The organism is Variovorax sp. RCC_210 (assembly GCF_041355175.1).
Taxonomy (GTDB): Bacteria; Pseudomonadota; Gammaproteobacteria; order Burkholderiales; family Burkholderiaceae_C; genus Variovorax.
Genome location: NZ_JBFUPJ010000002.1, coordinates 382,593 through 394,473, shown reverse-complemented (window position 1 = coordinate 394,473; position 11,881 = coordinate 382,593). Strand labels below are relative to the sequence as shown.

At 70.0% G+C, this 11,881-nt stretch carries 14 protein-coding genes; 12 read left to right on the top strand and 2 right to left on the bottom strand.

What is annotated here, in order from left to right:
• Positions 1–28 precede the first annotated feature (28 nt).
• From tsaB to pyrF, 4 genes are all read left to right on the top strand, one after another.
• On the top strand, positions 29–763 hold the full coding sequence (tsaB, locus tag AB6807_RS09895) for a tRNA (adenosine(37)-N6)-threonylcarbamoyltransferase complex dimerization subunit type 1 TsaB (RefSeq protein ID WP_116910316.1): 735 nt from the start codon (positions 29–31) through the stop codon (positions 761–763).
• Between the two features lie 77 nt (positions 764–840).
• Complete coding sequence (gene rimI, locus AB6807_RS09890) at positions 841–1,383, top strand: ribosomal protein S18-alanine N-acetyltransferase (RefSeq protein WP_371084415.1); 543 nt, start codon at positions 841–843, stop codon at positions 1,381–1,383.
• Entirely contained in the window at positions 1,380–2,216 is an 837-nt protein-coding gene (locus AB6807_RS09885) for a uracil-DNA glycosylase family protein (protein ID WP_371084414.1), read from the top strand. The genes rimI and AB6807_RS09885 overlap by 4 nt, the downstream gene beginning before the upstream one ends.
• A gap of 58 nt (positions 2,217–2,274) precedes the next feature.
• Positions 2,275–3,108, top strand: coding sequence for an orotidine-5'-phosphate decarboxylase (gene pyrF, locus AB6807_RS09880; protein WP_371084413.1), 834 nt, complete (start codon positions 2,275–2,277; stop codon positions 3,106–3,108).
• Positions 3,109–3,114: 6 nt separating this feature from the next.
• Here pyrF and AB6807_RS09875 read toward each other — a convergent pair whose 3' ends face one another.
• Complete coding sequence (locus AB6807_RS09875; protein WP_093129097.1) at positions 3,115–3,849, bottom strand: helix-turn-helix transcriptional regulator; 735 nt, start codon at positions 3,847–3,849, stop codon at positions 3,115–3,117.
• A 138-nt stretch (positions 3,850–3,987) separates the two neighbouring features.
• Between AB6807_RS09875 and AB6807_RS09870 the strand changes: the two genes are divergently transcribed.
• From AB6807_RS09870 to AB6807_RS09840, 7 genes are all read left to right on the top strand, one after another.
• Positions 3,988–4,851, top strand: a complete 864-nt coding sequence (locus tag AB6807_RS09870; protein WP_371084412.1) for a hypothetical protein — start codon at positions 3,988–3,990, stop codon at positions 4,849–4,851.
• A 14-nt stretch (positions 4,852–4,865) separates the two neighbouring features.
• Positions 4,866–6,833, top strand: a complete 1,968-nt coding sequence (locus tag AB6807_RS09865) for an MFS transporter (RefSeq protein WP_371084411.1) — start codon at positions 4,866–4,868, stop codon at positions 6,831–6,833.
• Positions 6,834–6,943: 110 nt separating this feature from the next.
• The gene (locus AB6807_RS09860; RefSeq protein WP_371084410.1) at positions 6,944–7,444 is read left to right on the top strand and encodes a YiaA/YiaB family inner membrane protein; all 501 of its coding nucleotides are present in this window, start codon (positions 6,944–6,946) and stop codon (positions 7,442–7,444) included.
• A 53-nt stretch (positions 7,445–7,497) separates the two neighbouring features.
• Positions 7,498–7,977, top strand: coding sequence for a hypothetical protein (locus AB6807_RS09855; RefSeq protein WP_371084722.1), 480 nt, complete (start codon positions 7,498–7,500; stop codon positions 7,975–7,977).
• Positions 7,978–8,045: 68 nt separating this feature from the next.
• The gene (locus tag AB6807_RS09850; RefSeq protein WP_371084721.1) at positions 8,046–8,789 is read left to right on the top strand and encodes a DUF2145 domain-containing protein; all 744 of its coding nucleotides are present in this window, start codon (positions 8,046–8,048) and stop codon (positions 8,787–8,789) included.
• A gap of 22 nt (positions 8,790–8,811) precedes the next feature.
• The gene (locus AB6807_RS09845) at positions 8,812–9,909 is read left to right on the top strand and encodes a serine endopeptidase (RefSeq protein ID WP_371084409.1); all 1,098 of its coding nucleotides are present in this window, start codon (positions 8,812–8,814) and stop codon (positions 9,907–9,909) included.
• Positions 9,910–10,032: 123 nt separating this feature from the next.
• On the top strand, positions 10,033–10,422 hold the full coding sequence (locus AB6807_RS09840; protein WP_116910307.1) for a DUF3597 domain-containing protein: 390 nt from the start codon (positions 10,033–10,035) through the stop codon (positions 10,420–10,422).
• A gap of 94 nt (positions 10,423–10,516) precedes the next feature.
• On the opposite strand, the gene AB6807_RS09835 is transcribed toward AB6807_RS09840, so the two are convergent.
• Positions 10,517–11,302 (bottom strand): SDR family NAD(P)-dependent oxidoreductase, encoded by a 786-nt coding sequence (locus tag AB6807_RS09835; RefSeq protein WP_371084408.1) that lies wholly within the window; start codon positions 11,300–11,302, stop codon positions 10,517–10,519.
• A gap of 204 nt (positions 11,303–11,506) precedes the next feature.
• On the opposite strand from AB6807_RS09835, the gene AB6807_RS09830 reads away from it, so the two are divergent.
• Positions 11,507–11,872: a hypothetical protein gene (locus AB6807_RS09830; RefSeq protein ID WP_371084407.1), complete on the top strand. Its 366-nt coding sequence runs from the start codon at positions 11,507–11,509 to the stop codon at positions 11,870–11,872.
• The last annotated feature ends 9 nt before the right edge of the window (positions 11,873–11,881 follow it).

Genomic DNA, 11,881 nt, shown 5'->3' with positions numbered 1-11,881 from the left:
GAATTGCCCGCCCCTCGATAATCCCCGCATGCCCCTCGCCCTGCCCAAGCTGCTCGCCTTCGACACCAGCACCGAGCACCTGTCCGTGGCCGTGCTGCACGGCGACACGCTGCTCGCGCACAACGGCGTGGGCGGTGCCCAGGCCTCGACCACGCTGCTCCCGCTGATCCAGCAACTGCTGGCCGATGCCGGCCTGAAGCTGGCCGAACTCGACGCCATCGTCTTCGGCCGCGGCCCGGGCTCTTTCACAGGCCTGCGCACCGCCTGCTCGGTGGCCCAGGGCCTGGCCTTCGGCGCCAAGGTGCCGCTGGTGCCGGTCGACACCCTGCTGGCCGTGGCCGAGGAGGCGCGCCACGCCTTCGGCGCGCAGCAGGTGGTGGCCGTGCTGGACGCCCGCATGGACCAGCTGTACGCCGCGCGCTACGACTTCGCTGCCGGTGGGCCGCTGGGCGCGGTCGATGCGCCGGGTGGCCACGACGAGCCCTTGCTGCTGTCCCCCGAAGCACTCGAGGTGCCCGCCGGCTGGGCGCTCGCCGGCAACGCCTTCGCCGCCTACGGCCCGCGACTGGCCCCGGCAACCGCCCGCCACGAGGCGCTGCCGACCGCCACCGCCTTGCTGCGGCTGGCCCCCGCGCTGCTGGCGGCGGGGCGCACCGTGCCCGCCGCGCAGGCCTGGCCGCTGTATGTTCGCGATAAAGTGGCGCAAACCACCGAAGAGCGCGCCGCCATCAAGGCGGCCGCTGCCGCGGCTGCCGCCCCCTGAACCCGATACGCGAGCCCTTCCGTCAGACCCTGTCAGACCCCGCCACACCCCGCCCGACACACCACGCCCGTCGTCCCATGAGCGCCGTCCTCCAGCCCGTCGAAGCCCGCCTCGAACCGCTCACCATCGAGCGGATCGACGCGGTGTGCGCGGTCGAGCAAACGGCCTACACCCACCCCTGGACGCGCGCCAACTTTACCGATTCCATGGCCGTGGGCTACCACTGCCAGTGCCTGCTAGCACCGGGCGTGGCGCAGGGCGTGACGTCGCCGGTCACCGAGCTGGGCGAAACGCTGATCGGCTACTTCGTCGCCATGAAGGGCGTGGACGAGGTGCACCTGCTGAACATCACCGTGGCCCCGGCCTTCCAGCGCCAGGGCTGGGCGCCGCTCATGCTCGAAGCGCTGGGCGGCTGGTCGCGCGGCGAGGGCGCGCAGTGGCTGTGGCTGGAAGTGCGCCAGAGCAACCAGCGCGCGCTCGACATCTACCTGCGCCAGGGCTTTCGCAGCGTGGGCGTGCGCAAGGGCTATTACCCGGCCCATGACAACAAGCGTGAAGACGCGGTCGTCATGAGCCTGCGATTGAATGAAACAGGCACCGCCTGGGGAGCCTTGCGATGAGCGCGGTGCAGACTTTGAAGCTCGACGCGCGACAGCGCGCGATGCTCGACGAAATGGGCGTGAAGGTGTGGTGGCCCGTGCCGGAGGCGGCCCAGGTGACCGAGGCTGCGCCGGCAGCGCCCGCAGGAGCCCCCATTGCCGCGCCGGAAGACGTGGCGGTGGTGCACGAGCGCATCGAGGCTGAATTGCCGGTGGCCGCGCGCCCACCTCCGCCCCCTTCGGCGCCCGCACCGGCCCCCCGGCCCGCCATGGCGCCGGCGCCTGCAGCGCGTCCGGCCGCCGCGCCGCAAGCCGCCCAGGGCGCCTCCGTGCTGGTCGAAGCGCCTTGCCGCCTTTATGCCGAGGTCGACACGAGCGGCGAACCTGTGCAGGGCGGCTGGCTCGTCGTCGCCGACATGCCGCCCGAGGCCGACGGCCGCCACGGCGAGCCCTTCGCGGGCGACGCCGGCCGCCTGCTCGACAACATGCTGCGCGCCCTGAAGCTGCACGACGGCCGCACGCCCGTGTACCTCATGCGCACCCACCGCGGCGTGGCCGCCGGCCAGCCGGGCAGCCCGCGCGCCATGGACGAGGCCTTCGGCGCGCATGCCGCCGCGCTCGCCCCGCGCGTCGTGCTGGCCATGGGCCCGCTGGCCGCGCAGAGCCTCATGCAGAGCGGCGACCCGCTGGGCAAGCTGCGCGGTCGCGCCGTGCCGCTGGCGCAAGCCGGCGCGGGCGCCTCGGTGGTCGCCACGTACCACCCCGCCTACCTGCTGCGCAACCCGGCCGACAAGGCGCGCGCCTGGGCCGACCTGTGCCTGGCGGCGGAGCAGCACACGCCCACGCCGGGCTGACCGGCTGAAACAGCGGCTGAAACAGGGGGCCGGGGCGGCCCGCCTAAAATCCCGCCCCATGACTTTCCTCGACAAGCTGGCCGCCGCACAGCAAAAAAACGGTTCGTTGCTCTGCGTGGGGCTCGATCCCGAGCCAGCCAAATTCCCGGGGCAGTTCAAGGGCGACGCCAGCCGCATCTTCGATTTCTGCGCCCGCATCGTCGACGCGACGGCCGACCTGGTCATCGCCTTCAAGCCGCAGATCGCCTATTTCGCCGCCCACCGCGCCGAAGCCCAGCTCGAACAGCTCATGGAGCACATGCGCCGCAACGCGCCCCATGTGCCCACCATCCTGGACGCCAAGCGCGGCGACATCGGCTCCACCGCCGAGCAGTACGCGCTGGAAGCCTTCGAGCGCTACGGCGCCGATGCGGTCACGCTGTCGCCGTTCATGGGTTTCGATTCGGTCGCGCCGTACCTCAAGCACGAGGGCAAGGGCGCCTTCCTGCTGTGCCGCACCAGCAACCCGGGCGGCTCCGACCTGCAGGGGCAGCGGCTGGCGGACGTCGAGGGCCAGCCCTTTCTGTACGAACACGTTGCCAGGCTGGCGCAGGGCCCATGGAACCTCAACGGCCAGCTCGGGCTGGTGGTGGGCGCCACCTATCCGGCCGAAATCGAGCGCGTGCGCGCGCTCGCGCCGACGGTGCCGCTGCTGATTCCGGGCGTCGGCGCCCAGGGCGGCGACGCGATGGCCACGGTGCGTGCCGGCTGGCGCGCGGACGCGCCGATCATCGTGAACTCGTCGCGCGCGATCATCTATGCGTCGTCCGGCGAAGATTTCGCCGAAGCGGCCAAGGCCGCCGCCCGCACCACGCGCGACGCACTGGAAGCCGCGAAAGCCGCCAAGCCCTGAGCGAAATCAGGCGCGGCGCAGCCGGGTAAACAGCTCGAACTCCCAGTTGCGCATGCCCAGCAGCAGCGTGTAGCCCTCGCGGTCCTTGGCCGACAGCTTCTGGTCGGTCTGGTGCTGCTGGGCAAAGTCCTGCGCCACACGCTGCAGGCGCTCCAGGAAGGCCGGCGCCAGCGAGCGGCTGATCGAGCCGTGCACCAGCAGCAGGCCTTCGGCCGGGCCGTCGAAGCCGCCGCGGTAGTAGTCGAGCACCACGTTCTCGCGAAAAAACTCCATCACCGGCCCGTGCGGGCGCCAGCGGAAGGTCTTGGCCAGCTTCAGGCGGTAGCGGTTCAGCGGGCGCAGCTCGATGATGCCGATGCGGTCCAGCTGCGCCAGGCAGCCGATGCACTCGGCCTCGCTGATGCGGTAGGCCGTCACGATCTGCTCCAGCGTCCACTGGCTCAGCACGCTGATGGCCACCAGCAGCAGCTTCTTGTCCTTCACCACTGCCTTTTCCTGCTCGTGCGTGAGCTCCTTCAGCAGCGGCTGGGCGTCGGCCACGCGGCGCGCCAGCTCGGCGAAGTCGATCTTCAACGCCCGGCAGATGGCATCGACGCGCGACAGCGGCATGTCGCTCTTGGCCAGCATCCGCTTGACGCTGGACTCGGCCATGTCGAGCGAGCGCGCCAGGTCGGCGTAGGTCATGCGGGCGCTCTTGAGTTCGTTTTTCAGGGCTTGGACGAGATCGACGGTGGTGCTCATGGAGGTTCAGGTCAGGCGGAAGGTATTGAAAGAAGATACCGAAGGGTGTGAATTAGTACCTCGTATCGATTCTCGATGCCTGCGGCGAGGCTGGCAACCAGAATCCGCGGCTTGTTACCCCACCCACCGAGGCCCGCCATGCTCTTGCCGTCCCTGCCCCCCCTCAGCCGCCGCGAACGCGGACTGCTCTTCACCTTCGCGCTGCTGCTGCTGGTCGCGGTGTTCGGCCCCGACCTGCCGGCCGCCGACGTGGCCATTGCCTCGGTGTTCGCCGACGACCGCGCCTGGCACGGCCTGCCCAACGCGATGGACGTGCTGAGCAACCTGCCGTTCGTGCTGGTCGGCTTGTGGGGGCTGTACCGGCTCAACCGCATCGACCGCTCGCACCAGCAGGCGCTGTCCACATTTCCCCTGGCGCCGCCGGCCAGCGACCCGCCGGACAACACGCTGGACTGCGCCTGGCTGTTCTTCGCCGGCCTGATCGCCGCCGCCGCGGGCTCGGCCTTCTACCACCTGGTGCCCGACGCCCCCCGGCTCGCCGCCGACCGCGCCGGCATGGCGGTGGCCTTCGCCGGGCTGATCGGCGTGGCGGTGTGCGAGCGGGTGAGCCAGCGCGCCGGCTGGCCGGCCGCGTGGTTCGTGCTCACGGCCGGCCTGCTGTCGGCCGAGGTGTTCCAGGAAACCGGCAACGTGCTGCCCTGGGCGCTGGTGCAGTTCGGCGGCATGGCGCTGGTGCTGACGCTGGCGCTGTCCACGCCGATGCGCAAGTCGGTGGGCCTGAAGCTAGGCTGGGTGATCTTCTTCTACGTGCTGGCCAAGGTGTTCGAGCTGGCCGACCACCAGATCTACGAGTACACGCAGCACGTGGTGTCGGGCCACTCGCTGAAGCACCTGACGGCCGCGCTCGCGGGCCTGCCGGTGGTGCTGGCCCTGCACAAGCTGGAGATGCGCTGGCAGGCGGCGCTGCGGCACAATCCGGGCGCCGCCGCCGTGGCAGCATGAGGAGCTTCCTTCGAATGACAACCCCCGCCGCTGCTGCAGCCCCCGCGACCCCCGTGGTCCACGAAGCGAACGCCCACGCCAACCAGTTCGCCCTTCTCAAGCAGCGGCGCTTCGCGCCTTTCTTCTGGACCCAGTTCGCCGGCGCCGCGAACGACAACCTCTTCAAGTTCGCCTTCACCGTCATGGTCACCTACCAGCTGCAGCTCAGCTGGATGCCGCCGGCCATGGCGGGCCTGGCGATCGGGGCGCTGTTCATCCTGCCGTTCCTGCTGTTCTCGGCCACGGCCGGGCAGCTGACCGACAAGTTCGACAAGACGCGGATGATCCGCTTCGTGAAGAACCTGGAGATCGCGATCATGCTGATCGCGGCCTGGGGCTTTATTGCCGCCAACGCGGCGGTGCTGCTGGGCTGCGTGTTCCTCATGGGGCTGCATTCCACGCTGTTCGGGCCGGTCAAGTTCGCCTACCTGCCGCAGGTGCTCGACGCGCGCGAGCTCACGGGCGGCAACGGCATGGTCGAGATGGGCACCTTCGTGGCCATCCTGCTGGGCCAGGTGGCGGGCGGACTGCTGGTGGCGGTGCCGCAGATCGGCCACACCAGCGTGGCCGTGGCCTGCGTGCTGCTGGCGCTGGTGGGGCGCGGCGTGGCGCAGGCCATTCCGCAGGCGCCGGCCACCGACCCCGGCCTGGTCATCAACTGGAACCCTTTCAGCGAAACCTGGCGCAACCTGAAGCTGGCGCACGAGAACGTGGTGGTGTTCCGCTCGCTGCTGGGCATTTCGTGGATGTGGTTCTTCGGCGCCGTGTTCCTCAGCCAGTTCCCCAGCTTCGCGAAAGAGGTGCTGCACGGCGACGAGCAGGTGGCCTCGCTGCTGCTGGTGGTGTTCTCCATCGGTATCGGCGTCGGTTCGCTGCTGTGCGAAACGCTGAGCCGCCGGCAGGTCGAGATCGGCCTGGTGCCGCTGGGCGCCATCGGCATGAGCGTGTTCGCCATCGACCTGTACTTCGCCTCGCGCGGCCTGCCGAAGGTCGCCGAGATGGGCATCGGCAGCTTCGTGCACCAGGGCGCGCACTGGCGCGTGATGGCCGACCTGGGGCTGCTGTCGCTGTTCGCCGGGCTGTACAGCGTGCCGATGTACGCGCTGATCCAGCTGCGCAGCCAGCCCACGCACCGCGCGCGGATCATCGCGGCGAACAACATCCTCAACGCGCTGTTCATGATCGGCAGCTCGGTCATCGCCGGCGCGCTGCTCGGCGCGGGCTTCACCATTCCGCAGATCTTCCTGTTCACCGGCATCGCCAACGCGGTGGTGGCGTTCTACATCTTCCTGCTGGTGCCCGAGTACCTGCTGCGCTTCGTGGCCTGGGTGCTGTCGCGCTTCGTCTACCGCTTCGAGATCAAGGGCGACGAGCACATTCCCACCGAGGGCGCGGCCGTGCTGGTGTGCAACCACGTGAGCTTCATCGACGCGGTGCTGCTGATGGCGGCCAGCCCGCGGCCCATTCGCTTCATCATGGACCACCGCATCTTCAAGGTGCCCGTGCTGGGGTGGCTGTTCAAGCTGGCCAAGGCGATTCCCATCGCGCCGCAGAAGGAAGACCCCGCCGCCTACGAAGCGGCCTTCGCCAAGGCGCTGGACGTGTTGCGCGAGGGCGACCTGCTCGCCATCTTCCCCGAGGGCGCCATCACCCGCGACGGCACGCTGCAGCCCTTCAAGGGCGGCGTGATGAAGATCGTGGAGAGCGCGCGCGCCGAAGGCCTGGAGCCGCCCGTGATCCCGATGGCGCTGGTCAACCTGTGGGGCTCGTACTTCAGCCGCATCGAGCTGCGCGGCGGGCAGAACGTGGCCATGGCCAAGCCGTTTCGCCGTGGTTTCTATAGCCGCGTGGGCCTGAACGTGGGCACCGTGGTGCCGCCGGCCGAGGTGCAGCCCGAGCTGCTGCGCCAGCGCGTGGGCGCGCTGCTCGGCGGGCAAAAGTAGCACCCTGAGATACCGGTGGCGCCGCGCGCCGCCACCGGTGCAAGCATTCAAGCCTCGCAGTGCGGGAGCGAACCATCATTCGCACACCTTCACTACGCCGCGAGGCACACATGCAACCCCTTTCATCCACGACCGTTTCCATCCAGCGCGATTCGCGGGCCTGGCAGTTCCAGACCTGGGCCTCCTTCGCGATCGCCGTCTTCCTGTGCGCGACCGGCTTGAGCTGGCTGCCGGGCGAGGCGCTGGACCGGGCGTTCATGGTGATGGGCTACGTGTTCTGCCTGAGCACGGCGTTCATGCTGTCCAAGTTCATCCGCGACGGCGAGCAGGCCGCTTCCGCCGGTGCCACCGCCGGTCGCGACGTGCCGATGTGGCGCCTCGTGGTCTGGGGCAGCTTCTTCACCGCCATGGGCCTGACCGCCTGGGGCCTGGTGCGCATGGAGATCAACGACTCGTACAAGGCCTTCCTGGGCGTGAGCTGGTTGTTCCTCGTGAGTTCGGCCTTCACCCTGGCCAAGACCCTGCGCGACCGCCATGAAGCCGACATGGCCGAGGCCCGCCTGCAAGGCCGCCGCCTGGCCCGCGCCGAAGCCGCCACGGCCGCTGAATGAACCCCATGCCCGCTCAACGAAAGAACGCCATGAAGAACGTCATGAAGAACACCATGAAAAAGTCCATCGCCACCGTCCTGCTCGCTGCCTGCACGGCCTTCGCCGGCCTCGCGCTGCCCCTGCATGCCCGGGCGCAGAGCGACGCTTCCGTCGCGCTGTCGATGATGCCGGTCGCCTCGGTGCTGGTCGCCGGCTCGGCGGTGGGGGCGTCGGCCAACGCGGTCGGTGCTTCGGCCGCCGGCGTGGTCGCGGTGCCCGCCGCGCTGTCGGTGGGCGGCTCCATGCTGGTCGTGGTCTCGGTCGAGGCCGCCGTCGACGGCACGGTGTACGTGCTCGAGCGCGCGTCGGACGGCGCACGCGCCAGCATCAAGGTGGCCGGGCGCGCCGCCAACGGCGTGTCGAATGCCGTGGGCACCAGCGTGCTGGTGACGGTGATCGGCTCGGGCGTGGTGCTGTCGGCCGCCGGCGAGGTGCTGGCCTTCGTGCCCAACGCCATCGGCCGCGCGCTGCTCTACAACGAGAGGCTGTCGTGAAACGCGCGCGGTCCGTCGTCGCCGCGCTGGCCGTGTCCACCGCCGTGCTGGCCGCGGCCGCCTTGCCGATGCAGGCCTGGGCCGGCCGCTCGTGCGAGCAGGTCAAGCCCACGCCCGCGGTCGTCGCCAAGGGCATGCAGCTGGCCGAGCGCACCTCGCAGGCGCTCGACGCCAGCGGCGCGCGCGTGGTCGTGCTGGCGCGCGCCGGGCAAGACCTGGGCAAGTACGGCCTGCGCTATTCGCACCTGGGCATCGCCTACAAGACCGAGGCCGGCCCGTGGCGCGTGGTGCACAAGCTCAACCAGTGCGGCACCGCGGTGGCCGAGGTGTATCGCCAGGGGCTGGGCGAGTTCTTTCTCGACGACCTGTGGCGCTACGAGGCGGCGTGGGTCGTGCCCACGCCAGCCGTGCAGGCGCAGCTGATGGCCGCGCTGAACGAGCCGCCCGCGCGCCTGCTGCGGCTGCACGCCGCGCCCTACAGCATCGTGAGCTACGCCTGGGGCCAGAAGTACCAGCAGTCGAACCAGTGGGCCGTCGAGACGCTGGCCGCCGCCATGGAGCCCGCCACCGTCAACAGCCGCGCGCAGGCGCAGGCGTGGATGCAGTTCAAGGGCTACGAGCCCACCACGCTCAGGCTCGGTCCGCTCACGCGGCTGGGCGGGCGCGTGGGCTCGGCCAACGTGGCCTTCGACGATCATCCGAACGACAAGCGCTTCAGCGACCGCATCGAGACGGTGACGGTCGACTCGGTGTTCGCCTGGCTGCCGCGCGCCGGCCTGGGCGCGGCGCCGGTGACGCTGAAGATTCAATAAGACACAGGGGGAGAAGACCGACATGAGCAAATCACTGCGCCTGTCAGAAAAATGGTTCCGCCGCGGCCTGTGGCTCGTGGCTTTCGTGTTCGCCAGCTTCCTCATCGGGCTGGGCAGCACCATCGTGGGCGACCTGCCGCAGGTGGAGCGCGTGCGCGGCATCGACGACTTCATCGACCTGCGCGCCGCGCAGCCGCTGCGCGCGACCATCGCCGCCTCGGAAGCCACCGAGCTGCAGGCCGCGCGCGACCTCGACCAGATCCGCCTGCAGCTGCAGGCCGCGCAGCAGGCCAACGCCAATGCCCGCGAGACCTTCGGCAACTGGCTGGCCACGCGCCGCGCCACCGCGCAGCCCGACCAGGACACCGAGCTCATCGCGCGCACCAGGGCGCTGGACGCCTTCAAGCAGAAGGAAGAGCAGGTGCAGCGCCAAGTCGCCGCGCAGCAGCAGATCACGCTCGACGCGCGCCAGGCCGAACAGCGCGCGCGCACCGCGCTCGCCGAACTCGAGCGCGACGCGCAGGTGAAGCTCGACGCCGAATACCGCCGCATCGAGCTGCGCGTGTTCGGCTACCGCCTGGCGCTCACGCTGCCGCTGCTGGTGGTGGCCGGCTGGCTGTTCGCGAAGAAGCGCAAGAGCATCTGGTGGCCGTTCGTGTGGGGCTTCATCTTCTTCGCGCTGTTCGCCTTCTTCGTGGAGCTGGTGCCTTACCTGCCGAGCTACGGCGGCTATGTGCGCTACGTGGTGGGCATCGTGATGACGGTGATCGTGGGGCGCTATGCCATCGTCGCGCTCAACCGCTACCTGGCGCGCCAGAAGCTGGCCGAGCAGCAGCCCGACCAGGTGCGCCGCGAAGAGCTCAGCTACGACACCGCGCTGGCCCGCCTGGGCAAGGGCGTGTGCCCCGGCTGCGAGCGGCCGGTGGACCTGAAGAACGACGCCATCGACTTCTGCCCGCACTGCGGCATCGGCCTGTACGACCACTGCGGCGTGTGCGAGACGCGCAAGAGCGCGTTCTCCAAGTTCTGCCACGCCTGCGGCACCTCGGCCGCGCCGCGCGTGCTGCCGCCGCTGGATGGGAATGAAGAAGGCATGCCAAGGCCGCAGCCTGCGAACTAGATCACGCCGCGGCCGCGCAAGACACACCCCGTAGCCAGCGCGCCGCAGGGGCGTGCTACAACCTGCGGCGGTGACACAAATGTTGCCGCAGGTTATCAATCCCTCATTCCACGGAGCACTCGCATGAGCATTTTCGGCAGCATCCTTTCCAAGATCTTCCCGTCCGCGAACGCCGCGCCTGCACCTGCCGCGCCGGCACCGGCGGACACCTCGGCGGCCCCGGCCGCGCCCGCCGCCGCAGCGCCCCCGCCCGCCATCACCGTGGTCGACGTCGAGGCCCTGCTCGACGGCATGCCCGGCGCGAGCAGCCTGAACTGGCGCACCTCCATCGTCGACCTGATGAAGCTCCTGGGCCTGGACAGCAGCCTGGACGCCCGCAAGCAACTGGCCGCCGAACTGAGCTACGGCGCCGACACCAGCGACAGCGCCAAGATGAACATCTGGCTGCACCGCCAGGTGATGACCAAGCTGGCCGCCAACGGCGGCAAGGTGCCCGCGGAACTGCGTGACTGACCTGCGCAACTGAGCCGCGCGACTGAGCCGCGCTCAGCTTCAACAAGAAAGCCCGGCATGCCGGGCTTTCTGCTTTGCGGGCGGGCGGAAGGCTTCAGGTCCAGCCCGCGTCCACCACGTAGTCCTGCGCGGTGCACATGCGCGAATCGTCCGCCGCCAGGAACAGCGCCATCGCCGCGATGTCCTCGGCCATCACACGGCCCGGCAGGCACTGCGCCGCGTCGATTTCCGCGCCCGACTCGGGCTTGACCCACAGCTTGATCTGCCGCTGGGTCATCACCCAGCCCGGCACGATCGAGTTCACGCGGATGCCCTGCTTGCCCAGGTCGCGCGCCAGCGAGCGCGTGAGCCCGCGCGCCGCCGCCTTGCAGGCCTGGTAGACGGGGTAGCCCTTGCCCTTGATCATCCAGCTGATCGAGCCGAAGTTGACGATCGAGCCGCCGCCCAGCGCGCGCATGTCCCCGGCCACCGCCTGCGCGGCGAAGAACTGGTGCTTGAAGTTGACGGCCACCAGGCGGTCGAAGTCGTCGCTGGTCACTTCGGCCATCTCGTGGCGGCGGTCGTTGGCGGCGTTGTTCAGCAGCACCGAGACCGGGCCGAAGCGCTGGCGCGTCGCGTCGATGGCGGCGGTGAGCGCGGCCGTGTCGGTCACGTCGCAGGCCACGAACAGCGCCGGGTGCTCGCCCTGCAGCTGCGCAGCGAGCGCATCGCCGGTCGCGGCGTCGAGGTCGCAGAAGCCGACCTTGGCACCCTGCGCGTGAAAGGCCCGCACCAGCGATTCGCCGATGCCGCTGGCGCCGCCGGAGATGAACACGGTGCGCCCGGCGAGCGAAGGGTAGCGGGCGGTGTACGGGGCGGAAGGAGTGGATGCGTTGGTCATGGCAATGCGGCAACAGCAGGGGGAACGGAAGCCTAGCGTAGCGGATGCGCAGGCGCCGGGCCAGGCCGAAGTCCGGGTCCAAGTCCGGGTCCAAGTCCGGGTTGAAAACGCAAGCGCGTCGGAGAAACAGGGCTGGGCCGTACAGGTGGCGTATGGCTTCCGGCGAATGGCCGACACGGGTCGGCGTGGCTACGCTCGCCCTTCATGACGAACACCTTCCCCCGCCGCGCCGCCCTTGCGCTCGTGCTTCTTCCCGCCGCCCTGGCGGTGCGCGGCGTGCGCGCCCAGGCACCGGTGCCGGTGCAGCTCTTCAAGGTGGTCTCGCCGCGCGACGAGGTGATCGTGGGCGCCGATGCCGCCCAGCTCGGCGCGGGCACGGGGCCGGCCGTGGAGCGGCTGGCCGCGCAACTCGCGGCCAAGGGCCAGCTCACGCTGTGGCAGTACGCCTCGCACAAGGACGCGAGCGGCGCGCTGGTGCAGGCGCCGCTCAGGCAGATCGTGGTCTTCAGGAACGAGGCGCTGCGCCTGGAGCCCTACGCGACGCCGCTGCCGATCCAGCCGCTGAAGTAGCGGCTGGGG